Consider the following 23,464-nt stretch of genomic DNA (forward strand, 5'->3'; position numbering starts at 1 on the left):
ATAATTATAATTAAAATGTGTTATTATTTATGTTAAAAATATGACAAAAATAATTGGTTCCGAATTATTGTATCTGTGGCCAGAAAGTTTGCCATGAAATTGAAGATAAATTAGGTTGATATACTTTTATAGTTAGATATGGATATAACTATATAGTGAAAGAGAGGTTGAATTATATTAAGTTATAGCATTTAAATATTAATAAGATATAGCGCTATAAGAATATTTAAGGCTAAAGAAGTCGCTTAGTCTTAGAATAGAAGAGCAGTTTGAAGCTACCTGGCAAAAGCTTTATTTTTATAGTAGAGAAACAGAAACCCCCTTTCAAAACAACCGCTGATAGTGTATCTACCAGCGTTTGTTTTGAAAGGGGGCTTAAACTATAATTCGTTATGCTACCTGTTGTGTGGCACGGGATTCTGTTTTAAGCATTTCGGTAGTGAGATCAATTATCTCCTGCACATTTACACGCCCGCAAGTACCCGGATGAGGTCCTGCCTGCGTATAGCGGTAGTTAAACCCTAATCCTGCAGCCAGCCTTGCAAAGCAATCATTAAAGTGGTTGTGCGCAAATATTTCCAATAAGCGTGCTTTCCCTTTTGTCCAGACTATATTACTTAAGCCGGCGCCATGCGGGGCAATTATAAATGAGGCCTGCGAGAACAGAACAATTTGCTGGGCCAACGATAACTGCTCACTATAGATAATGGTAAAGCCGATCGCTTCCAGCGCTTTCTCCAGTTCCTCTTCGTTTGCCAAACTTCGGTTACTGGTTTTACTTCTGGATATATAGAGCATCGGCTCCTTAGGAACAGATAGTTGTACCTGGCCTAACACCTTATCACGGAAGTTCTGTAGTGCGCGTATGGTTACCGGGTGTACAAAGCCTGCATCTTGTTCCTGCTGAAACATGGCAAAATTCGGTACCTGCTTTACGCCATCAGCAACTATAATTCGCTCGGCATAGGTCTTTTCATCAAAGATCAGTTTTAAAACATCTTGACAGTATTGTGGGCTGTTCGCCGGTATCATTACTTTGGCATTAGGAATATGCTCCAGAGTTACCAGAAGTCCTGCCAGCGATTCGAATACCCAGTGATAAAAAGGATTCTTTGGGCAACTTACCACCACATCCTGCTCCGTTAATTCACTGCTCGGTAGCAGTGGCTCGTGCAATACATTGTCCCAGCCAATCAGCCTGTACAACGAGCCAATACTTTCAACTAAAAAGTGTTTATTCTCGAGCCAGGTTAATCCTGAAAAAGGAGAGACCGTTACATTTTTCAGCAGGTACAGGTTCTTTTTGTCGAATGCCTTGAACCGCCTGAAGTTTACAGGAAAGCTTTCGGGAAATGGATAATGTGCTATAGTTGGCTGAGAGATCGGGACTATTTTATTAACGTGTCTGCTGACAGAGTTTAAGTGAAAATCTTCTTCTACAGAATTAACTATAGTTGCTGGTGTGTTTCCGCTTAGTTTGCCTAGTAGCAGTTTGTTTATTTTTTTTGATATCAGTACTCTGTACTTTGATATTCCAGCGTTAATAGTTTTCATTATAGGGTTTATGCTTGGGAAATGGAGTGTGTAAATGTTATTTCAGGTATTACGTGTTTAAATTTCAGATTCTTCTACTGCAGCTTTTACGTGTACTGTTACGGTTCTGTTTTTAGTATAAGCTACTTATTAGAGTGTAGAGACCCTTTAAAAAGGGATGAATGGTTTATTCCTGCCTGTTGGCCCAATTGTAACTGAGTTCTTCCTTACTTTTTGCTGCCACTTTTCAAATTCATCCGTTTCATGCTTTTTGGTAATAATGCCCGGAAGTAATGTATTGTTCTTTAGGATAGCTCCTTTTATATCAGAAATGTCCCGCCTGTCATTTGGCCATCCCCAGGCCATCACAGCTATTGTATTGTTATCGATAGAATTTGAGAAGGTAGTGCTCTTTTTATAGTAATCCAGGCACCAGAAACCGGAAGTATACATCAGGAAACGTTTGCCATCATCAAAAGTAGCAGAGTTAATAGCTCTGTTGTTGTAATACCGGATGTTATTACCACTGGCAATGCCCATGCTATAGTTGCCCAGGTTCACAAGGTGGTTATCATACGCCTCAACATAAGCCGTACAAATTTTTAAGTCGCCGTCGCCATCCGCTAGTATACCACCACCCGAAAAGCTACTATCTGCAGCAAAAATGGGATAAGCACCTTGTATATAGTTGTTGTGGATCTTGATAGGTGAAGCGGCTGTGCCCCGTGAATTATGTATGTTGATGTTGTCTTCTACCAGCGATCGGTTAGGTTCGTTAATGACCTGATTCCAGGAAATATCGGCATGCGGCAAGCTCCCCCGGAAGTTAAACTGTACGAACTGTGAATGCACCGTGCCTGCATAAATCCGTCCATCTATATTCTTAACCTGGTTGTACCGTATTCTGATCGTCTGGTCTGGTGTTCCGTTGCCACGATAGTTGTCGCCTACTGCTATGCCGGCTGTGCCCTCGAGGTAACAATTTTCCACAACCAGGTTCTTGAAATCGTTTAGGGCAATAAAGCGACGCGTTTTGGCAAACCCTGTGTAAGGAGTAGGAGAGAGGCCATAGCCATTGGTGTTCTTTATAGTGATGTCGGCATTGTGGTACCAACTCTTTATCAGTATACCCGAACTACGGATATTGGAATCGATGATCACAACCGGTTCAGAGGTTTGGATGTCGACAGCCGGTATGTCAGCGTTGGTTGATTCCCAGTTGCCGGTGTAAGTGCCGCCTTTTGTTATAACCACGGGCCCACTATAGTTCTGGGAGCTTAATGCAGCCGTTTGTTTAAATGCAAACGGGGTAAAACTGTTATTTGTGATGAAATAAATGGCTGCAACTATTACGATAAAAGCTACCAATAGTACACCAACTATAGTTTTATAGTTGGTGTACTGGGTAGTTCTTCTATCAGCAATAGCTACATTAACATTGCGCATTACTTCAGAAAATATCCTAAAAGCCGTCGGGTATAGCCGTTCAGCAGGTGATACGGAATATAAGGAGGAGGGCAGTTTTTAAGCGTGAACCTTGTAAAGTCTCTCAGGTTGCCACCACCCTTCAAGTCGAACAGGTGCTTATAATAGTTCTTAAAGCTTTTATTACTACGCAACTGGCGCTCGCCGCTTTCTTCAGGGTAAGTCAGTAACTTAGCATCATAGTTCACGAAAAGCTCGAAACCTGCTCTGCGGGCAGTGTGTGTAAAGTCGTAGTCGGCAATGTAGTGCGGGAACCTATCTTCATCAAAAAGACCGATCTTTTCGAACACTATTTTCGGAATTAGCAAGCCTCTGCCAGGCAGGTGCGTCACAGCATGCAGTCCTCTACGGTTCGATTCCGGGAGTTTTTCAAGTACCTGGTCTATTTTATTCAGTTTCCAGTTAAGCCTTTCGCCACCAAAAATTGGTTTTTTTGTAAAGGCATCCAGCTCCAGTGCGCCAATTAAGGCTTCCGGTTTTTGCCTGTGCCAGTAGATCATTTTCTCGATCAGTTGCTCATCTGTAACCACATCGTTGTTCATGGTCATAAACACTTCTGAGCCTTGTTTAAGCGCATGACGCAAGCCCAAATTCACGCCAGCTGTCCAGAATAAATTGCCATCGCCTTTCAGTATGTCTACTTCCGGGAATTCGGTTTTCAGCATTTCTTCGGTTCCATCTGTAGAGCCGTCGTCAACTATAGTTACTTTATAGTTGGTATCGGTTTGGGCTCTTAGAGATTTTAAACACTCGCGGGTATGTTCTTTCCTGTTAAAAACAGGTATCACTATATGTATAGGTGTCATCGTATCAAGTAATTTTTTTGTTAAAGACTAAAGTTGAACAAAGCCTTAAGTTTGGCACTCGCTTTATCGCGCATCATTTTATTAAAGTTGCGGCGGTCAGATTCCACATCCCGTATCACAAACTTTGGATGGCGTAACGGAAATTCGATTTCCTGTTCATGAACCTGTGCCTTTTTATCATGCAGGTTAAACGTATGGGTCGCATCTTCGCCAAAGCCTATGTTACGAACCAGGTTAACTTCCGGAACTATACAAAGGCCTGAGTTACTATAAACGGTAAACTCCCACTGGTAATCCCAGACATCGCCTTTCTGTATGTTCGTATAAGTTTCTTCGAGCTTGCTTAACCGGTATGTTTCCTCTAGTTTATTCAGGAAGATGCCGTTTAAGTAACCTTTGTTCTTTAATTCCTGGTAGTTGCTCAGGTTAAAGTCGTATAGTTGCCAGGCGCGGCGCCAGGTTGCCCAACCCCAGCTATTCACTTTATCCGAAAAGTAGTAAGAGTAATCAGAGTCGCGGCGCCAGCCATCCAGGTAGTTGTTGCCACTGATGTGCATTACACGGGAATCCTGCTTGTATCGCTCCAAATTTTCCTGGCAAAACCAGAAAAAGCTTTGCGATGGAATGCAGTCGTCTTCCATTATAATACCTGTTTCCTCATTCTCGAAAAGCCAGGAGATTGAGCGGGAGGGAGCCACCCCACAACCCAGGTTCTGCTCCTGGAAAAGGGTCTTTACTTCACAGTCCCAGTCTACCTGTTCTACTATACGGCGGGTTTCAGCACATCTTTCAGCATCAGTGGTAACATGTGGTCGGGGGCCGTCGGCAGCTACATAAAGTTTTTTAGGCTTTACCTGTCGTATGCGTTCAAATACTTTTTGGGTAGTATGTGCTCTGTTAAATATGATCAGCAACACCGGGGTGTGCAGAGGTTCTTGCGGTAATGAAGTATTCATACATCAATAAGGGTTTTAGTATATTCTCTTACTGCTATTAATAAGAAGAAGTTGTGGCTTCTACGTTTGATGGAAGCGCACGTCTGGATAAAAGGCGTCTGGCTCTCATTCGTAACCCTGATTCCTTAATAAAACTGGTATACGGAACATGTTCTACCTCTATAGCCGCAATGGCCCAGCCTAAAATGCCATAGAAGAAAACAGGCAGTACGTAGGAAATAGAAAAAACGAAACTGCTGCATATAAAGGCAACCAGCATGATCTGGTTTATAGTTAGTACACGCTTTTTGACTGCCTGGACTATAGGATATAGCGCAATCAGCAGGTATAATCCAAATCCGACCAAGCCAGTGTAGAAAAAGATCTCCAGGTAAAAACTATGGAAGTGGTGACCATGGCCGTCTTCGAAAACCGGGGCATCAATGTCATCCCGCCAGAACTGTATAGGCAACTCAAAGCCATCAAAGCGCATCCCGAAGAAAAAGTTCTCCTGAATAAACGGCAGGTAAGACATGATCTGGATATAGCGCCAGCCTCCCGTTCCCTGCTTGTCATAGTTCTCAATATCCGAGAAGTTCTCCTGTACTTTTTCCAGGATCTCGGGGTGAATGGAAAGTATAAAGCCACTGGCAACAACAGCCAGGATACCAACTATAGTACCGACGGGCAGCAACTTGGCCACGAAGTTAATTGGCTTGTCTGTTTTTAACCTTATAAAGACGTAGTAGATGATCAGTACAAAAGCTGTTGAGATCCAGACGGTGCGGTGCTGAAAAAAGAAAATGGCGAACAACACAAAAAAGGACCAGAAAAGACTCATGAACTTTCCTTTATAAAAGTAGTTGCTCAGGAAGTATAAGAATGGCACCACCAGCATGTACACCGAAGTAGAATAAACGCCCCGCTCATGGTTTGTAAAGGCTGAAATGCTAAGCGTATGCGGTTTTATAAGCAAGACATTCAGCCAGAAACCGATCAGGATGAACCATACCACATGGCTGGTCTTGATATAGTAATTCGCTTTATAAAAGGTATAGATAAAGAAGGTATAGGCAAAAATGAGCACCTTCACGAAAACGTGCGGGTAAACCATAAAAGAACCATACACATATCTGGATTCGAAAACGAGGCCTGCCACATACAACAACAGCATAAAGAACGCAAACCGCATGTAGGTTGACATGCGCTGGAAATAGTACAGGCAGTACAATATTGACAACACAGCCGAACCTTTCACCAGCGTGCTGAGCAGGAACTCCTGGCCAACCGGGTCTTCGGGCCTCAGAAGCTCGATAAACATGTTATCCATGAGGAGGATAAGTGCCAGGGGAATTACAAAAAGAAAGGAGTAATTCAGTTTCATGGTATAACTTGGTTTAACAGCTACTATAGTTCACCTTATAAGCTATGCATGTTGATTTACGCATTGTTATGGTGTAGTGTGTCAGTTCTATTTAGTATTTAAGATGTAACTCTTGTATAGTTGAAATGCCCGGCCTGACCTGGTGCTTATCTTTTCAGGAAGACCTGTTTTCGACAACATAGTTTGAATTTCAGCTTTCAGGATCTTATGTGGGAACAACAGGCTTAGTACAGCCAGCAACACAGCTCCTGTTAGCATCTGTACTCCTAAGATCAGTAAAGGCGACAGCGCAGTAGTACGTAAGAAAGAGCTGAAAAGGTATAGTAAAACGCCAATTACGGCTCCGTTTATTAACCCTGGCAGGTAAACAGATAATTGCTGCCTGTATTTAAGCGCCAGAATTTTGTGCATTGCCCGCTGATAAAACAGGATGCGTACGACTTCGGCTACTAAAAAAGCCACTGCAAAACCCTGCAGGCCAAACCCACGCAGCACGTACATTAAAATACCCAGCACAGATACAAAAACGATGTTGAGAACGATCTTGGAATTTAAGGCCGCTTTCGCATCGCAGATAATGCCTGCAAACATGGTAATTAAGTTAAGTGCCACCGCAAACGATAATATCTGCAGAATAGGAACAGACTCTCCCCACTGTTTACCCAGCAATACATAAACTATCTCAGGGGCAGCTACGAAAATGCCGGCGCATGCAGGAATGATCAAGGCTATAACCAATGTTATACTGGATAGATAAACCTTGCCCAGCTTCTCATTATCAGACTGCATTTTACTGAATGACGGGAAAATGACCTTTGAGATAGTGCGGGTCAGCATATACATGGGCAGACTTACCAGCTTGTGAGCGCGGTCGTAAATACCCAGCTTATAGTCACCGAGCAAACGCCCGATCAGAATTGATGGTAAGCTCGATGACAGCCATTCCAGTAAACTATTAACAGACATTTTGCTGCCATAGCTGAACAAAGGCTTCCAGGCGCTCCAGTCAAACAGCATTATAATGTTATGCCGAACTATAGCATAAGAGCCAATAGCTACTATAGTTGCCTGCGACAGCGAAGCCAGAATCAAACTATAAACGCCAAAATCGAGGTAAGCCAGCAATACGCCTATGCCCAGGTAAGAGATAACATAAGAACTTGTTTCGAGGATGCTAATGGCTTTGAACCGCATGTTGCGCTCCAATAAACTAAAGGCCGTAGCAGACATGCCATTCACCAGGAAAGTGAACGACATTATGCGCACTACAGGCGCCACATCAGGGTTCTTGAAAAGCTGGGCAGCCAGTGGAGCAAGTACCCATACCAAGCCTGTAAATGCCAATCCCAGCAAAAAAGAAGATGTAAATGCAGCCCGGATATGCTCCTTCTTTAACTCCTCTATCTGGATAATGGCTTTGTTAAGGCCCATGTTGGCAAAATAGCCTCCAAACTGCAGTATAATAATAGAGATAGCAACTAGTCCAAATGCTTCCGGGTCCAGAAGCCTTGCCATAATGGAGGTGTACCCTATCTGCATCACAGCATTTGCTATAGTTGATACGGTATTCCACTTTAAGCCGCTTATGGCCTTGGATGCTAAACTTTGTCCCATTCCCTCAAAAACTGTCTCGTAAAATAAAGCTGCAGGCTTTTAACCTACAGCTCTTGTTGTGTCTTGTTAATGTGCTGTGCTATACGTAGTAATATTGTGCCTTACGCTTATACCCATACTCGTAGGTGTTGCTGTAGTCCAGATCATTTATTAGCATATAAATGTTCCTGATCTTTTTAGCAGCATATAGTTCCTCTATCTGGTGTAGCAGGTCGCGGTTAGTGTACTTGTGCTTCACTACATACAGGTTTACATCCATATGGCGCATCAATACAAAGTACTCCGAAACGAAACCGATAGGTGGCGTATCGATAACTACATAGTCGTATTCTTCTTTCAGCTGGTCTATCAGTTGCTGCATTCTAGGCTGTTCCAGCAACTGCAGCGCGTTTTCAGGTATTACACCACATGGTATAATATCCAGGTTTTCGTTTTGTGTTTTCTGAATAACTTCATGCAGCGGTAGCCCTTCGGTCAGGTAAGCGGACAGACCCACATTTATAGTATCCTTGAAATACTTTGTGAAAGTAGGCTTGCGCATATCCGATTCTATCAGTACCACGCGTTTTCCGGATAAGGCAAGCTCAGTACTCAGATTTACAGAACAGAATGTTTTTCCCTCGCCTGATACAGACGATGTTATACCGATTACTTTAAAATTGCTGTCAGACATCAGGTACTGCAGGTTAATGCGTATCGACCTGAAAGACTCTGCAATAGCGGAGCGCGGCATGTTCTGTACGGCAAGCTTATCTGCTTTAGGGCCATGAGCCACTACACCCAGGAACGGAATGCTGGTAATGTTACTCAGGTCATCTTTACCCTGAATGGTGTTATCGACATTATTCATCAGTATCACAAAACCAGCCGGGATAGCCAGGCCAATTAACAGGGCCAGCAGGTAGATCATTTTGGGCTTGACGTTTACCGGCGCGTTACCTACCATAGAGGCATGGTCCACTATCTTTTTGTCGGTTGTGTTGGTTGCTAAGGCTATAGCCGCTTCGCTGCGCTTTTCCAGCAGGAAGTCGTATTTCTTACTTACAAACTCCGTCTCATTCTGCAGGTCCATCAGCTTGCGCTCGTGTTCAGGCAAAGAAGCCAGGTTGTCTTCAATTCTGGCAATACGCTGGTTCACATCATTAATAGAGATGTCGGCAGAGCGGATCAGGTTTTTAAGGTTGGCAACTATAGCACCTCTTGTGTTATCTATCTCCCCTTCAATTTTGCGAAGCATTGGGTTTTCAGCGCTTGCTGTTACACTATAGCCTGCCTTTTTCTGGTTCAGGTCGGCTAACTGCAGGAACAGGTCGTTGATGATCGGGCTCTGGATACCGGCTACCGTAGGAGATACAGACTGCGCTATACCATTACCATTCTGCACCTGGTCAAGTATCGTTTCGAAATAAGACTTGTCGGTGTTAAGCTTGGCGCGTTCAGCTTCCAGTTGCGATAGTTTCTCGTAGCTGATATTCGACTGCACGCCAATATTGGCAATACGGTTCGTAGAGCGGAACGACGATAATGCCTGCTTACTCTGGCGAAGCGAATCGGTGAGTGTAGCCAGTTGCTTATCTATAAACTCCAGTGTTTTCTGACCATTCAGGTTCTTTTCTTCCAGGTCGCGGGCTACATATGTTTCCATCAGCTTATTAAGGAAAGCAAGCTGCTTTTCAGGTATAGTTCCTTTGGTTGATAGGGACAGCACGCGGGCTTCACGTTCTATAGGGGCAACACCTAACGAACTCTGGTGTTGCTTTACAAGGCTCTCCAGGCTGTTGATCAGGAAATAATATTCTTTGCCGGGAGCCAGGTCCTCTACTTTGTTACGCTCCAGTGTAAAGTTCAGGAAATCGCTTTTGTATGGTTCGCCAAACTTCAGCTGCTTTGTAAACTTAACTTCCGGTAATGCTTCTACAACGCTGTGTTTCCCAAAATCATAACGCGAAACCTCTTCGGCCTCAATGTTGATCTCATAGGTCTTATCATCCAGTATGCGCACAACTATAGGAACATCTACCAACTGATGGGCACTCGTATCAAGGGTTACTTTGTAAGGAGCAGACTCGTACTGTTCCTCCACTACCAGTTTTCCTATCTTGTTCAGCCAGTGGTCTGATACCTTATAGTATGCTACCGAGAAGTCAAGTTCCTGAAGTGCTTCCCTGATAACTTCCGCTGACTGTATTATTCCAATCTCGTCCTCTACTTTAATGCCTTTACTCTGTACCTGCAGAACCTCTAACAGTTCCTGCGCTTTTTTAGAGCCGGTTTGCTGATCGCCGAGTAGGAGGGTAGCGTTGAATTGGTAAACACGCTGCGACGTTTTAACATATACATACGCCACTGCAAGCGATATAAGGCCAAAGACAGCAAACAGATACCATTTTGACTTAAACTTAAAGAACCAGCTTTTTAAGTCTATTTCGTGACTTTTCTTATTTCTTTTCATTGGTTATTTCAGATAATTAAGCAACAAGACACCAGTAGAGATGATGCTCAGCATTACGCCTACGACCACCAGGTTTTCTCGTTTCAATTGTGTTTTACGCGGCTCCACATAAATTACATCATTCGGCATCAGGTAGTAGTACTGTGATTGTACGAGGTTAGGATCGGTGAGGTCTAAGAGTACGACCTCTGACTGATCTCCTTTTTGCCTGATCAGTTTTACGTTCTGTCTGCTTGCTCCCTGTGTCAGGTCGCCGGCCATGCTCAGGCCTTCCAGCAGGTTGGCGCGGTCGTTATAGATAAAGTAGCGGCCAGGCGCTTTAACATCTCCTAAAACGCTTATTTTAAAACTAATAAGCTTAACCACTACGGTAGCATCTGTTATATAGCGGTTCAGGTTGCGTTGTATCAGGTCCTGTGACTGCGAAGTAGTAAGTCCCTCCATTTTCAGTTTACCTACTGTTGGCAGGTTTACATAGCCTTCGTTATCGATGGTATAACCACTCAGGTACATAGAGCCTGGGTCAGACATGCCAAAAGCATTTGTAGGGCTTACTATGTTAAACATATCGGCCATATCAGGGTCTACGCTCAGTACCTTTATAGATAATACATCGTTGGGCTGTAACTTATATACTGAATAGGAAGTGGCGTGGTTAGTGGGTAAATTCTCCTTATAAGTCGGGTTTTGCATGTAAACAAGTTCCTTTTTGGTCATGCACGAAGAAACAAGCAAAACGAGTGAGAGAAAGTATAAAAGGTTTCTCATGATTTTATGTAAGGGTGTTGTGATTAAGGGTTAAGTAATACTCAGGATATTACAGTAGTTCAGTAAAAAGGGCTTTCAGATATCCCTGTTTATTAGTTCAGGCATATATACTTCTCTTGTTAAAAAAGGGTTATTAATAAATACAATATTTTAATATGTAATTCTTTGATCAGCTTGTTAGTCGCTTTAAAGCAAGAAGATACCTGCAGGCACTATTTTAAAAAGCCTGAGAGGGATTCTGCTTTATTATCAAAATGCAAAATTATAGTTCAGCTAAGAAGCTAGCTGGGTACCTGTATAGGCCATGTGCCTGCATGCTTGTGTTAGTGAGATAAACCAGAACTATAAGCCTGGGAGATTTTAATATACCTCAAGCTTTTTGTCAGCTGTCTGGGGCTGATGCAGTTCCTTTGCATTGCCTGCTCCTGCCTTTACCTGCAAAAGCTTGTTCATCAGGGCAAGGTGTTGGTTTATAATGATCTCTTCCGAAAAATTATCTTTGGCAAACTGCTTCGCGGTACGTTCCATTTTCAGCCTCAGGTCATCGTCCTGCAGCAAGGTTTTAATGGCACCAGCCATACTGTCCGGAGAGTAAATGTCGCATAAGATACCGGCGTTACCATGATCTAGAAGGGTAGGTACAAACCCACTTTTATCGCCACCAATTACGGCAGTTCCAACAACCATAGCCTCGAGCAGCGCCATCCCAAACGATTCTTCCATTGATGGGCAAACCAGCACCTTGGCACCGGCAACTTCTTCCAATACCTTTAGGTAAGGCAACGGACCTACAAACTTAACGCCTTCGGCCAGGCCTTTTTCACGGGCATATTGGTGAGCCGGTCCATTCTCCTGCATGTCTACCCCAACTAAATGCAGGTCTACATCCGGGAATGTTTTGCGCACTTTCTGGAAAGCCTCTAACGCCAGGTGTATGTTTTTGCGTTTTGTAAAACCGTTTGAAGAAGCCACTATATAGTTGCCTTTAACTCCGAGCGGGTTTCTGACATCTTCGAGCTCATCGGGGTAGAAATTGGGTATAACTATAGTTTTGGCTTTTGTACTTGCTGATAGCTGACCGAACGTGTAGTCTGAGTTGGCTACCAGTAACGAAGATTTTTTTATTACCCTGTAGTTCATGATCCATCTTACAACCCGAAACGGGTCGAATTGCTTAAGGAGGATCTTGAGGGCTACATCGTGTATGTTGACTAAAGTTGGTATGCCGGAACCCAGGGCTGCCAAGGCGTATTCGTAGGTCCAGAAAGCGCTGATAACCTGTGCTGGATGCGCCTTTATCATCTTCTGCAGATCTTCTACCTCGAATTTAAAGAAACGCCTACCGGGTTGATTTTTTTCTCTGCTGATACAAACAGTAAGCTTGCCACTTTTAAGCACTTGCGGTTCGGTTATGTGAGGAGAGTTTGTATAAGCAATAACTTCGTAGCCGCGCTTTAAGAGGGCGTTAACAAAATAAGAAGTAAGCGGAAATGAATTAGTTATTGGGAGCGATCTTTTTGGTATATCCCAGTGTAGCAGTTTAAGGTCGATAGGGCCACATACGCCAACAGTCATCATAGATAGGGATTTCGTAAATGTAATTTATTGTAAGCTTAGAAAGAGAGGGCAGCCATGTTGCTGAGCCGACTGATACATATACTTATAAACAGGGGCTGGGTTGTGCATATTTTTGTTCTTTTTTAGTGTTTAAACTGTAATTGCCTCGTATTCTATAGTAAACATGCTATAGTTGCAGAATTCAGCTGACTCATGTCTCCGACATCAGATTATTGGCAAACAAAATTCTAGTTAAGGAAGTATATAACGGATAATATTAAGTTTTTCATGATATACTACTAAATTTTATAGTTAGAACACACCGTGTACCTATTCCCATGAAAACAGCTTTAAGTAAAACAATCCGGCAGATAGATGTGATGATAGCGCCCTGGGTACTATCTGCGGTTAAAGAACTCAACGCTTTCAATACCTATCTTTTTCACGCGCTTTTCATAGATAAGGCGGAGCTTTCGAAAGGCATCGCTGATCCGCAGCAACAGGTAACGGTAGATGTTTTCCGCCAGTTTATAACCTATCATAAAGAGAATGGTTTTACGTTCGTGTCGCCTGACGAAGTACTTAGAGGGCTTTCGCCTGATAAAAAGTACATCATGGTCACATTTGATGATGGTTATTATAATAACCTGCGTGCCCTACCTGTACTGGAGGAGTTTAATGTGCCTGCCCTGTTTTTTATATCAGCAAACCACGTGCGTTATAACAAGGCGTTCTGGTGGGATGTAGCTTACCGCGAAGGTAAGAAAGCAAGGATGACAGATGACGCTATTCTGGCTGAAAAAGAACATTTGCTGACCCTGACAGATGTCGAAATTGATACTTACCTTACAAACAAATACGGGCCTGGCTGCCTTAAGCCGATAGGGGATACAGACAGACCTTTTACCCCTTCAGAATTACATACGTTTTCGCAACACCCGTTGGTATATATCGGAAACCATACCTGCGACCATGCTGTGCTGACAAATTATGATGCGGAAGGCATAAAAGAACAAATAAGTAAAGCCCAGGAAATTATAGAAGATATGGTTGGTTACCGCCCTGAAACGATAGCCTACCCTTGTGGTGAGTTTAACGACACGGTTCTGCAGGTTTGCAAACAGGAAGGTATAAAGCTGGGAATTACCGTGCATCATGCTAAAAACTTCAGTCCGCAACTATATGATTCTAAAAATCTGCTTACGTTAAACCGTTTTACCATCTGGGGCGATCAGGATGTCAAAAACCAATGCGACTTTTACAGATCGGACTACCACATGTTCGATAAAGTGAAAGAGGTGTATACTAAGTTGAAAGCCAAAATATAACCTGGTATATCATACCCAAATCAGAAAGGCGCCACTATAAATTAGCAGCGCCTTTTTGATTTGGGTATAGTTAGATACTATCTATAGTTGCATGTTATAGTTCAGATGAAGAGTAAGCCTGTTAAGCTTTTTTCGCTCTCAGAAAATCCATAATGTGGGTTGAGTTCTGGAAAGTGGTGCGCTGCGGTAACCCTTCGTATTCTGATTTGTAAAACAGGTCTTTGCTGATCTGCAGTTCTGTTGGGTCAGGGATCAGATCGTCGTTCCAGCCTACCAATAACATACCGTCCGGCTTTAGGATATTATGAAGTGCTTTATAAGTCTGTTCCTGCATTTCCTTGGTATCTACGCCATGTCCGAAAACACCATTCAGTAGAACGATATCGAAGCTGCCGGGCTCAACATAGGTATCTATATCCAGAATACTGGCTACTATATGGTTTTTGCCGCCCCAGATCACATTGTTCTCATCAATATCCACAGTAACCAGGTCTACGCCTTTATCAAAAAGTCTAAGCGATTCCCAGGTATAATAAGCACAACCCACAAATAAAATGCGGCCTTGTTTTAGTTTAGCCAGCCTGGGGTATAGTTGGGTGTTGAGCCAGATGCGGTCGGGCTGCTTTTTGAAATACGTATCGTCGAGACGGAAATTTAAAAGCAGCCAGCGTTTGAGAGGCAGGTAGAACTGGTTCTTTAAAGACGAAACACCTGAATTGCCCATAGTATTGCCGTTAATAGTAGCAAGTTGTGCCATGCTCGAATAGATTCAGTGGAAAATGGTACTCCCTCTATACTATCGAACATATATTTTGGTTTTAGCTATAGTTGGCAATCATTTAAAAAGAAAACCACTCCCGGTTTTGCGTAAAGCGCATTGCTGGAGTGGTTCGCCTTTGGCTTATATTTTCTAGTATTATTCAATCCATTTTGTACGCTTTTGCTTAGATGGGCGCGGTTTATTGCGCTGCATACGTATAGCATCTGAGGGCCTGCGTTCCAATTGCTGGGCAAAGCCATCGTTATGTTCCAGAATACTGCCTTTCAGTTTCCAGCCCATTGGGAAAAAATCAGCCACTTTTGTAGCCAAAGAATCAAGATCCGGTGCGATTATAATATTGTACTCCATAATGATATCAACTAACTTCAAGTACAATATAGAAAATAAAAACATAGGTTGTACGGCCGCCCTACGGAAATTTGGTGAATAAGGTTATATTCTTTTTAAATTTTATAGTTGTGTTGGTATAGTTATAAAAAGAGTTGTTTTATGTTGTGGTTTATGGGGTTAAATCCAATTGGCGGGTAAATTGCTTATCTTTAAAAATCCCTTTTTTCAGAAAAAAGCCTTGCCAGACCATAAATTATATCCCGGTGCAAACTATAAAAAGCTGCTGTGTTTAAGAGAAGTAAAAATGTAACTTATTAAGTATAAGTAAACTATAAAGTCATTTGGTTTTTTACTGATCATAACTCAGCCAAACTATAGTTACAGGTTATTGTAAACGTAACTATAACTTAAACCTCTGGTTCTTCCAGCGTATCCAGTTTTATCTTTTCTATCAGCAGGTAGTTCTTGAACTGATGGATCAAGCGTGTCATCTCCTGTTCTTTCTGATCAAGGGCAGTTACTTCTTCGTCCGAATCCTGCAATACGGGGCGCAAGCGACTGAGGCTGTCCTGCATCTGCGCAATCGACTGTAAAATGTGTTCCCGCATCGCTTCGTTCTGCTCCGTTTCGAGGGTAGCGTTCAGCTCTTTAATATATAATTCCAGAAACTCGACCAGGTGCCATGGGTTATTTGGTCGGTTCCAGGTAAAGGTAATGTTGCAACGGCGGCATTTATAGGTGTTGCAGCGCCAGCCGTGCTCGTTGCTGGTTGTGCCGGTACGCTTCAGCATATCGGCGTGTTTACATTGCGGGCACTGGGCGTTATCTTCTACTACCTTCTCAAGTTTTGCTCGCTTGTCTAAAATAATGCTGCGGTTCTGGGCATGGGTGTATAGTTGCTGCTCCAGGTTTTCGCAGGCAGCAGTCAGTTTTTCGTGCTCCGGATCGAGCTGGCCTTTCTCTATTAAGCTTTTGGCGCGCTTGCTAAAAAAGCGGATAAGTTTGATCAGTTCGCGTTCGTTCGCTTTAAGTTCTGGCTGCTTCATATAGATAATGGTTGAATTACTGAATGGTTAAATGGTCGATTAAAGTGTTTTTGGCTATAACTAATTCTTCTCGCGAACACGTTTATAGATCCGGATAGCCAGCATTAAGATAGCCGAAAAAAGGATAAGCCCCACAATGCCCCAAACCATGCTTAAGGCATTTTTAAGCACTACCAGGAACACGATACTGATCAGGAAAAGCGTGGCTACTTCGTTCCAGATGCGAAGCTGGGTGGAGCTATATTTTAAAATACCTTTTTGCTGCTGCTTAAATAGGGCATGGCACAGGAAATGATATACATAGAGCCCCACTACAAAACTCAGTTTCCAGATAAGCCAGTCAGGTGTGCCGCCGTACAAATGCCACATGCTCAGGCCAAATATCAACGTAAGCACTGCCGACGGCCAGGTAATACCATACCACAAGCGTTTCTGCATCAATTTAAATTGCTCCTGAAGTATAGTTTTCTCCGGTTCTGGCTTCTCAGCAGCTTCGGCAAAGTAAATGAACAGTCGCACGATGTAAAACAAGCCGGCAAACCAGGTTACCACAAATATGATATGTAGCGCCTTAACGTAGAAATAGTCCATGAACTATAGTTTATAGTTGTTTGGCAAAGGTAGGTTTCTTAGTTAAGAGTTAAAAGTTTTACCCTTCTCCAGCCTTTCTCTAAAAGCAGGGAAGGGAGCATGGTTATGGTTTTATAGTTTCCCCATTGTCATTTCGAGCTTGAGCGAGAAATCTATTGCAGCTTATAGTTCTATAGCTTGAGCCTGTACTTGCTTGACACAAGCTATACTTCCATAGTTGCTTCTAATCCTGGGAGCTTTACTTACCTATCGTTTTATAGTTTGTTTTGGTGCCCTCACGGCCGGGAGGCCTCGTCTTTGGGCATCGCGCTGTGCGAATCTCTTTTGCTCATTCTTCGCAATGGCTGCGCCACCAGATATTCACAAGGCGCTCAACCCAAAGACTGATACGTTTCTCATAGCAACCACCTATCTATAGTTAGACCGGTAAGCTTCGAACTTTATCGTGACTATAGTTCCGTAGGGACAGGTCGCGACCTGTCCGCTCGTGGTCTGCAACTATAGAACTAAAGATTGAAAATTGGTAAAGACAGAAAGTCCCCCTTTGAAGGGGGCGAAGGGGGATGTTAAACCATACCAGATCTCTCACGCTGTTCCAGATGACAAAGTAAAAAGCAGTAAAACTCCCCGCCTTGGACTACCGGGAAGCGAATTCGAAGGTAGCGAGCGTAGCTCTGAGGGGTTGGGGGGATTGGACCACGCTAACTATAGAACTATACTTTCAAATATAGCGGTAAAAGGAAAATCCCCTCTTGGGAGGGGTAGGGGTGGGTAAAGTCCAGACCTAACAGGAGCTGCGCACGCTACTTGGTCTAAATCCTGCCAACCTGAAAATCCTGATTCAGACAAAAAAAGAGACGCAAAATATTGCGTCTCTGCGTAATCAAATCAATCCCCAAAACCCACTTAATTACTAGTCTAGACTGACTTACTGAACACTGGTGTAGTTGGCTGCTGCGACCACAAGCGGGCATCCAGGCACATAGCAATGTTTCGCACGAAAGGGTAACCGGCTGGCAGTACCTGAATGCTGTTTTTAGTGTACTCCACGAGTCCATCATCGGCAAGCGGCTGCAGGCGAACAAGGGCATCGGTAAAATATGGTGTAATGGCTTCGTCCCACTCTGTTTTAAACTGGCACATCAGGTTTGTTATGTGTTGACGGATCAGGCGGTCTTCGGCGGTTAGCTCGTGGCCTTTCAGTATTGGCAGAACACCTGAATTAACGGCTGCTTCGTAGGCTTCTACTTCTTTAATATTCTGCATAAAAGCGGTGCCGGTATCTGAAATGCTGGAGCAGCCTAAGCCAACCAACAGTTCGGTGTGGCGCGGGGTGTAGCCCATAAAGTTGCGGTGCAGTGTGCCGTTTTGCGCAGCCAGGTATAGTTCATCGGTTGGTAGGGCAAAGTGGTCCAGGCCGATCTCGATGTAACCGGCTTCTTCCAGCATGGCGCGACCCATCTCATACAATCCTCGTTTTACGGATGGTTCCGGCAGGTCTGCTTCGGAGTAGCGGCGCTGAGCTTTGCTTTTCCAGGGCACGTGGGCGTAACTATAAAAGGCAATCCGCTCCGGGCGAAGCTCTTTTACTCGCTCTATAGTATGGCGCACGCTGTCGGCAGTTTGCATCGGCAGACCATAAATAATGTCTCCGTTTATAGATGTATAGCCTATGGCGCGGGCTGCATCAAAGATCTCTTTAGTTTTCTCGAAGGTCTGGATGCGGTTGATAACGAACTGCACTTTTATATCGAAATCCTGTATACCTACGCTCAGTCTTCTGAAACCCAGGTCGTAAAGCACCTGCAATTGCTCGGCGTTGGTGGCGTTCGGGTGCACTTCTATACTTAAAGCGGCATCCGGGGCCAGTTCAGCTTTCTCCAGCAGTTTGCCCAGCATCAGTTTCAGGTTCTCTGCCCCGAAGAAAGTCGGCGTGCCACCACCCAGGTGCAGTTCTGTAATGCGCGGCTTCTTCCCGAAAACCTGCAGGTAGCGTTCCCATTCCTTTAAAATGGCAACTATATAAGGTTCCTCAACGGCGTGGTTAGTAGTAATGCGCTTGTTGCAACCGCAGTAGGTGCAAAGTTTCTCGCAGAAAGGCAGGTGCATGTACACACTGATGCCGTCGGTATCGTTGGTCTTATCGAAAGCCTGTTTTACGTGCAGCATCCAGGCGGCTTCGCTCAGGGGAGTTTCGTCCCAGAACGGCACGGTTGGGTAGCTGGTGTACCTCGGCGAAGGCACATCGTATTTGGCAAGTAGTTCAGATGGTGTAGTTACTGGTGCGGTCATAACGTACGGTTTAGTATAGTTGCCCAAGTTTCGGGCTGAGTTTATACTGCAAATGTCCGAAGAAGCCGCTCCGCAGGAAATGATATATGTCAGTAGTAAGGGAGTGGAAAGGGGATATTTGTCAGGTTTGGGGAGACTATAGATATTTTAAAGGTTGCTATAAGTTGAGGTTTGAATATCTATGAGATTCTTTAAACTTTGAAATTCATCTGACTCTAATAAATCAATTTCATTGTTTGATACTAATTTGATAGCATCACGAGCAATTTGAATTCTATTAACCATGGGAATAATCATTCTATTGCCATGATTTATAAACTTCATTAAATCACCTGCACAGGTTGGAAGTTTATAACCTTTACTACTACTGGCTATAAGAACACCTTTATCACGCATTTTACCTATCACACGTGTTCGGAAATATTGTTCTTTGATAGGTAATGTTCTATTGATATTTAAGTGCCTTCTTAGTTCATGAGTAGCTATAAACCTATTGTTGTTACTACTTCTCAAATAGAGTAATAGGAGCTTTAAGCAATTAATTTGATCTATTGCTTCTTGGTCATTAGGAGTTGTAGTATCAATAAAATCTAATGCCCGCTTATAACATAACTCAGCGATTTCTGAGTTAAACTTCTCAGCTTCATTAGAGGCTATAAATTCAGCAAAGTCGTAATTGCTCGGGAAGAAATTAAAACTAATAGCTTTATCTTCAAGAAGTGTCCTGAAGTCAGCGCTATAGTTACTTATCTTAAGTTCATCGAAACAGTAACCTAACGTACCGACAATGAAATCAGCTAACTGAAGTATTATATCACCTTTACTATTTTCAAGCAAAAACTCAGAACCCGAGAATAGTGACCTTATATGATTCTTTTCAACATAAGCTTTGAAGCTTTTCATATAGTCATTACTTCCATGCTCATCCACCTTAAGAGTAAGTTTTGGGAATGTCCTATAGAGCTCCTTGTATAGTAGACCGTTTAGAAATTTATAAAAGGAAGGTTTATATTTAAAGCCTTCACCAAATAGTTTTCTTTTATCTACAATTACAGCATAAATCGAAAAATCTAACTTACATATATCTTGAAGTATTTTAATTCTTCTTTTATGATTAGAAGCTACTTTACTAGATTTAATTTCACCAGTTTGGAAATGCCTTTTTCTGATTTCTTCAAGATCATTTCTAAGATTGTTACTTTCTGATTCTTTTACAATTACAGTAGCAACTATAAAATGTGTTCCCTGACCTTCGAAGTCAAAAGAATTAGTTCCAAATTCATCAGCAAAGGCAATAAGTTTATTTTCCATAAGAAGTAGGGATATATTATTTGAGCAAAAATGCGATTCTACTATTGAAATGCTTTTACAATATATAAACTTTATCTAATACTATAGTTTTAACAAAATCAAAAGATTACAAAAGCATCTCTCCCCAAAACTTACTACTTTCACGGCTATACTTTACCCGAACCTGACCGATGAAGATAACTGTACCAACCCTGCTGCTCGATAAGGAAAAATGCCAGCGTAACATCCGGATGATGGTGGAGAAAGCCAGGCGCAATAACCTTAGGCTGAGGCCGCATTTTAAAACGCACCAGTCGGCGCAGGTAGGCGAGTGGTTCAGGCAGGAAGGCGTGAAAACTATAACGGTGTCGTCGGTGCGCATGGCGCGGTACTTTGCCAACCACGGCTGGACCGATATTATGGTGGCCATACCCGTAAATGTGCTGGAACTGGAAACTATAAACGAACTGGCCGGCCGCGTACGCCTGCACCTTATAGTTGTGAACGAAGAAGTGCTGCCTGCGCTGCAGCAAGGCTTAAACCACAACGTAGCTGTCTGGCTTAAGATCGATACAGGCTATCACCGCACCGGCATCCCGGCCACCAACTATGAAACTATAGACAGCACGTTGCAAACTATAGCTGCATCCGGTAAACTGGAGTTCCAGGGCTTTATGGCACACGACGGCCATACCTACAAACAAACCGACCCCGAAGCCATCCGCGCTATCCATAAAACCACAGTTGAGTTACTAAACCAGCTGCGCGAACGCTACAGAACCCAGTTCCAAACTATAGAACTCTCCATCGGCGACACGCCAAGCTGCAGTATTTTGGAAACTATAGTTGGAGTAGACGAGATCAGGCCCGGTAATTTCGTGTTTTACGACCTTACGCAGCAGCACATCGGCAGCAACAACTATAACCAGATAGCAGTGTGCATGGCCTGCCCGGTAATAGCCAAACACCCCGAGCGCAACGAGCTTATACTTTACGGCGGCAGCGTGCATTTCTCGAAAGACGTGTTGCCGCAACCCGATGGAAGCAACTTGTTCGGCAGGGTAGTGGAGATGGAACTAGACGGTTGGTCTGAGCCTGTAGAAGGTATAAACCTGGTATCGCTGTCGCAGGAACATGGTATTGTTAAAGCTACACCGGAGCAGTTTGTAAACTATAAGGTTGGGGATATCATGTACATTCTGCCTGTCCATTCCTGCCTCACCGCCGATATTATGAAAAGCTATTTGACGTTGGATGGCGAGCGGCTGGAGCATTTGTCGGGCTTGCCGGAGAGTTATTTGTAGTTTAAAATACCTACAAGTGTCTAAATAACTTCGTAGCAAGATGCTCATAGGAACTGCGTGCGTTACGAGGCCCGTGTGCTTTCTTTGATACAACCCGTGTTCTTTCTTTGATACAAAAAGAGACGCAACGTATTGCGTCTCTATAAATCGATTGAAACCTCAATTAATCCCGGTCCAACCAAATCTTAAAATCCGTTAAATCTCAAAAATCTTAGTGCTGTTTACCAATCGTTGCTGCGTTCGTCGCGGTCGCGGGCGTAGCTGTTGTAGTCAGTGTCGTCGTAATAGCCTCCCTGGTAGTAACCGCTCATGCCGTAGGGTTGGTTGTAACTACGGCCAATGTACTGGCCTGCTGAGCCATAGTCGCCCTGAGTTGCGCCGTACTCGTTTCGGCGTGGAGTGCGCTCGTAGCCGCTTCCCATGTAGTTGCCCCGGTTGCCGCCATAGCTGTGCGACTGGTAATTGTCGCGGTCGAAGTTATAATGCCCCTGGTCTGCGCCTTTAAACCTTCTGGGATTATAGTCGCCATACAGGTCGTGGTTACCTGGATCATGGTCATAGTTGCCGGCAGTTTGTCCGTGGCTGTCGTAATCGCTCAGATAGCCATAATGCCTGTGTTGTTCAGGTTCACGTTGATAATAGGCTTCACCGCGGTTTCGGCCATGGCCGCTGTCGAACTGTGAACCAGAATGGAAGGTACGCTGTGAGCCATAACCGGAACGGGCTGAACCGAATCCCTGGGCTCCGCCATAGCTGCCCATGTTGCCATAGTTTTGCGAAGTAGCATACGTTGAAGATCCACGGTTTGCGACGTGTCTTGAACCTCCGGATTCGATGCCCTGGTTACCAAAAGTGCCGCTGTAGCCTTCGTTGCCGTAGCCGCCATGTGCAGCATCGCCATAGTCATCAAATCTATACCTGTTGCTTTGTTGCTCCGGATGGCGGTATCGCTCTGAACGGTGGGTCTGGTAACTTCCCCGGCTTCTGTCGTATCGGTCTGGTGTGTTGTAATTCATAGCCTTATAGTTTGTATTGGTTAGAAATATGTTCAAATAAATAAACGACAGGCTGTGGTAGAGGTTGGCGTAAATGAGTTATAGTTCTGGTTTATAGTTGCTTATGAACTATAGTTGAAAGGCGGAATCATGACGCAAATAAAAAGCCCCGGCTGGACTGCCGGGGCTTTTCTATAGTTGATTAGCTCAGGTTTTTACTGCCTGTAAAGCGTGAGCGTTTTGTAAGAGTTGTCTATCGGGCTATAGGTTTCTATAATGATCTCGGAGCCGGACGTATTGAATGTTACAGTTGAGTTCGTGCTGTATTCTACACCTGTTACCTTATCTGAGGCAGTACCATAATTCCATAAGGTCTCAACACGGTACTTTTTGCCGGCTGCTTCAAACTTACGAAGGAAGAAAGTGTTGTTCAGCGTTACATAGCCTTCTGCCACAGCCTCAGCCCAATCCGGAGTGTTGGCTACTTTAAACACCAGTCCCTGCCCTGATCCGGTAAACTTAAGTGTTCCTTGTTCGTTCGCCCATTCACCTTTAAATGGAGATTCCAGCGTGGTGAATTTTATTTCGTTACCATATTTTACTTCTCCGTTACTGATATAATAGGCACGCACAAAATACTCGGTGTTGGATAACAGGTTTGTTAACTGCACACTGAAAGATCCAGAACCATCGCCGGCTTTGTAAACTTCATTGTCTATTCGTGGTCCGCCAAATGTGTTCCAGCAAATACCTTTTTCCTCCACGGCTACACCTTCTGCCAGATTCAGGTCCACTGAAACGCTTGCACTATTAGGGCCGATCTGGAAAGCGTTACCAGTATTAAATTCCACTACCGGCGCAACTTCCTCCTTGTCCTCGCAGGCCGTAAAAAGAAAAATACCAATTACAAGTAATAGCAACGATCTGAAAACTGATCTAGTCATTGAATTAAGGTTGTTAAATGATGAGTTGA

19 protein-coding genes are annotated in these 23,464 nt (G+C 43.7%); 2 read left to right on the forward strand and 17 right to left on the reverse strand.

All coding sequences use genetic code 11. From position 1 onward, the window contains the following. Positions 1-390: 390 nt before the first annotated feature. The 9 genes from ABS362_RS17135 to ABS362_RS17175 form a co-directional block, all read right to left on the reverse strand. On the reverse strand, positions 391-1,554 hold the full coding sequence (locus ABS362_RS17135) for a glycosyltransferase family 61 protein (protein ID WP_350413988.1): 1,164 nt from the start codon (positions 1,552-1,554) through the stop codon (positions 391-393). A 147-nt stretch (positions 1,555-1,701) separates the two neighbouring features. Continuing rightward, positions 1,702-2,979, reverse strand: coding sequence for a glycosyl hydrolase (locus ABS362_RS17140; protein ID WP_350413990.1), 1,278 nt, complete (start codon positions 2,977-2,979; stop codon positions 1,702-1,704). Next, positions 2,979-3,824: a glycosyltransferase family 2 protein gene (locus tag ABS362_RS17145; RefSeq protein ID WP_350413992.1), complete on the reverse strand. Its 846-nt coding sequence runs from the start codon at positions 3,822-3,824 to the stop codon at positions 2,979-2,981. The genes ABS362_RS17140 and ABS362_RS17145 overlap by 1 nt, the downstream gene beginning before the upstream one ends. 20 nt (positions 3,825-3,844) lie before the next feature. Continuing rightward, a complete protein-coding gene (locus ABS362_RS17150; RefSeq protein ID WP_350413994.1) occupies positions 3,845-4,780 on the reverse strand; it encodes a nucleotide-diphospho-sugar transferase in 936 nt (311 codons plus the stop codon). A 37-nt stretch (positions 4,781-4,817) separates the two neighbouring features. Further along, the gene (locus ABS362_RS17155; RefSeq protein ID WP_350413996.1) at positions 4,818-6,143 is read right to left on the reverse strand and encodes an O-antigen ligase family protein; all 1,326 of its coding nucleotides are present in this window, start codon (positions 6,141-6,143) and stop codon (positions 4,818-4,820) included. Between the two features lie 87 nt (positions 6,144-6,230). Continuing rightward, on the reverse strand, positions 6,231-7,757 hold the full coding sequence (locus ABS362_RS17160) for a lipopolysaccharide biosynthesis protein (RefSeq protein ID WP_350413998.1): 1,527 nt from the start codon (positions 7,755-7,757) through the stop codon (positions 6,231-6,233). A gap of 79 nt (positions 7,758-7,836) precedes the next feature. Beyond that, on the reverse strand, positions 7,837-10,209 hold the full coding sequence (locus tag ABS362_RS17165) for a GumC family protein (protein ID WP_350414000.1): 2,373 nt from the start codon (positions 10,207-10,209) through the stop codon (positions 7,837-7,839). A 3-nt stretch (positions 10,210-10,212) separates the two neighbouring features. After that, positions 10,213-10,977 carry a polysaccharide biosynthesis/export family protein gene (locus tag ABS362_RS17170; RefSeq protein ID WP_350414001.1) on the reverse strand — a complete coding sequence of 255 codons (765 nt, stop codon included), beginning with the start codon at positions 10,975-10,977 and terminating at the stop codon, positions 10,213-10,215. Between the two features lie 360 nt (positions 10,978-11,337). Next, positions 11,338-12,555, reverse strand: a complete 1,218-nt coding sequence (locus ABS362_RS17175) for a glycosyltransferase family 4 protein (RefSeq protein WP_350414002.1) — start codon at positions 12,553-12,555, stop codon at positions 11,338-11,340. A 317-nt stretch (positions 12,556-12,872) separates the two neighbouring features. Between ABS362_RS17175 and ABS362_RS17180 the strand changes: the two genes are divergently transcribed. Then, positions 12,873-13,862, forward strand: a complete 990-nt coding sequence (locus ABS362_RS17180) for a polysaccharide deacetylase family protein (protein ID WP_350414003.1) — start codon at positions 12,873-12,875, stop codon at positions 13,860-13,862. Between the two features lie 121 nt (positions 13,863-13,983). Here ABS362_RS17180 and ABS362_RS17185 read toward each other — a convergent pair whose 3' ends face one another. From ABS362_RS17185 to ABS362_RS17210, 6 genes are all read right to left on the reverse strand, one after another. Continuing rightward, complete coding sequence (locus ABS362_RS17185) at positions 13,984-14,619, reverse strand: class I SAM-dependent methyltransferase (RefSeq protein WP_350414005.1); 636 nt, start codon at positions 14,617-14,619, stop codon at positions 13,984-13,986. A gap of 159 nt (positions 14,620-14,778) precedes the next feature. After that, a complete protein-coding gene (locus ABS362_RS17190) occupies positions 14,779-14,991 on the reverse strand; it encodes a hypothetical protein (protein ID WP_350414007.1) in 213 nt (70 codons plus the stop codon). A 389-nt stretch (positions 14,992-15,380) separates the two neighbouring features. Beyond that, positions 15,381-16,019 (reverse strand): hypothetical protein, encoded by a 639-nt coding sequence (locus tag ABS362_RS17195; RefSeq protein ID WP_350414009.1) that lies wholly within the window; start codon positions 16,017-16,019, stop codon positions 15,381-15,383. A 60-nt stretch (positions 16,020-16,079) separates the two neighbouring features. Continuing rightward, the gene (locus ABS362_RS17200) at positions 16,080-16,610 is read right to left on the reverse strand and encodes a CopD family protein (RefSeq protein ID WP_350414011.1); all 531 of its coding nucleotides are present in this window, start codon (positions 16,608-16,610) and stop codon (positions 16,080-16,082) included. Positions 16,611-17,528: 918 nt separating this feature from the next. Beyond that, a complete protein-coding gene (gene hemN, locus ABS362_RS17205; protein ID WP_350414013.1) occupies positions 17,529-18,902 on the reverse strand; it encodes an oxygen-independent coproporphyrinogen III oxidase in 1,374 nt (457 codons plus the stop codon). 147 nt (positions 18,903-19,049) lie between these two features. Further along, positions 19,050-20,213: a DUF3800 domain-containing protein gene (locus tag ABS362_RS17210; protein ID WP_350414014.1), complete on the reverse strand. Its 1,164-nt coding sequence runs from the start codon at positions 20,211-20,213 to the stop codon at positions 19,050-19,052. Between the two features lie 170 nt (positions 20,214-20,383). On the opposite strand from ABS362_RS17210, the gene ABS362_RS17215 reads away from it, so the two are divergent. Continuing rightward, complete coding sequence (locus ABS362_RS17215; protein ID WP_350414015.1) at positions 20,384-21,496, forward strand: alanine racemase; 1,113 nt, start codon at positions 20,384-20,386, stop codon at positions 21,494-21,496. A 221-nt stretch (positions 21,497-21,717) separates the two neighbouring features. Here ABS362_RS17215 and ABS362_RS17220 read toward each other — a convergent pair whose 3' ends face one another. Beyond that, positions 21,718-22,512, reverse strand: a complete 795-nt coding sequence (locus ABS362_RS17220; RefSeq protein ID WP_350414017.1) for a hypothetical protein — start codon at positions 22,510-22,512, stop codon at positions 21,718-21,720. Between the two features lie 194 nt (positions 22,513-22,706). Further along, a complete protein-coding gene (locus tag ABS362_RS17225) occupies positions 22,707-23,435 on the reverse strand; it encodes a hypothetical protein (protein ID WP_350414018.1) in 729 nt (242 codons plus the stop codon). Positions 23,436-23,464 lie beyond the last annotated feature (29 nt).

The sequence above is a fragment of the Pontibacter populi genome (assembly GCF_040278685.1).
GTDB classification, from domain to species: domain Bacteria; phylum Bacteroidota; class Bacteroidia; order Cytophagales; family Hymenobacteraceae; genus Pontibacter; species Pontibacter populi.

Bases quoted from the DNA above. Each gene is read 5' to 3' on its own strand.
- ABS362_RS17185 (WP_350414005.1), bottom strand. From the start codon at position 14,619: ATGGCACAACTTGCTACTATTAACGGCAATACTATGGGCAATTCAGGT.
- ABS362_RS17180 (WP_350414003.1), top strand. From the start codon at position 12,873: ATGAAAACAGCTTTAAGTAAAACAATCCGGCAGATAGATGTGATGATA.
- ABS362_RS17140 (WP_350413990.1), bottom strand. From the start codon at position 2,979: ATGCGCAATGTTAATGTAGCTATTGCTGATAGAAGAACTACCCAGTAC.
- ABS362_RS17220 (WP_350414017.1), bottom strand. From the start codon at position 22,512: ATGAATTACAACACACCAGACCGATACGACAGAAGCCGGGGAAGTTAC.
- ABS362_RS17155 (WP_350413996.1), bottom strand. From the start codon at position 6,143: ATGAAACTGAATTACTCCTTTCTTTTTGTAATTCCCCTGGCACTTATC.
- ABS362_RS17135 (WP_350413988.1), bottom strand. From the start codon at position 1,554: ATGAAAACTATTAACGCTGGAATATCAAAGTACAGAGTACTGATATCA.
- ABS362_RS17225 (WP_350414018.1), bottom strand. From the start codon at position 23,435: ATGACTAGATCAGTTTTCAGATCGTTGCTATTACTTGTAATTGGTATT.
- ABS362_RS17175 (WP_350414002.1), bottom strand. From the start codon at position 12,555: ATGATGACTGTTGGCGTATGTGGCCCTATCGACCTTAAACTGCTACAC.
- ABS362_RS17165 (WP_350414000.1), bottom strand. From the start codon at position 10,209: ATGAAAAGAAATAAGAAAAGTCACGAAATAGACTTAAAAAGCTGGTTC.
- hemN (WP_350414013.1), bottom strand. From the start codon at position 18,902: ATGACCGCACCAGTAACTACACCATCTGAACTACTTGCCAAATACGAT.
- ABS362_RS17200 (WP_350414011.1), bottom strand. From the start codon at position 16,610: ATGGACTATTTCTACGTTAAGGCGCTACATATCATATTTGTGGTAACC.
- ABS362_RS17215 (WP_350414015.1), top strand. From the start codon at position 20,384: ATGAAGATAACTGTACCAACCCTGCTGCTCGATAAGGAAAAATGCCAG.
- ABS362_RS17210 (WP_350414014.1), bottom strand. From the start codon at position 20,213: ATGGAAAATAAACTTATTGCCTTTGCTGATGAATTTGGAACTAATTCT.
- ABS362_RS17195 (WP_350414009.1), bottom strand. From the start codon at position 16,019: ATGAAGCAGCCAGAACTTAAAGCGAACGAACGCGAACTGATCAAACTT.
- ABS362_RS17145 (WP_350413992.1), bottom strand. From the start codon at position 3,824: ATGACACCTATACATATAGTGATACCTGTTTTTAACAGGAAAGAACAT.
- ABS362_RS17160 (WP_350413998.1), bottom strand. From the start codon at position 7,757: ATGGGACAAAGTTTAGCATCCAAGGCCATAAGCGGCTTAAAGTGGAAT.
- ABS362_RS17170 (WP_350414001.1), bottom strand. From the start codon at position 10,977: ATGAGAAACCTTTTATACTTTCTCTCACTCGTTTTGCTTGTTTCTTCG.
- ABS362_RS17190 (WP_350414007.1), bottom strand. From the start codon at position 14,991: ATGGAGTACAATATTATAATCGCACCGGATCTTGATTCTTTGGCTACA.
- ABS362_RS17150 (WP_350413994.1), bottom strand. From the start codon at position 4,780: ATGAATACTTCATTACCGCAAGAACCTCTGCACACCCCGGTGTTGCTG.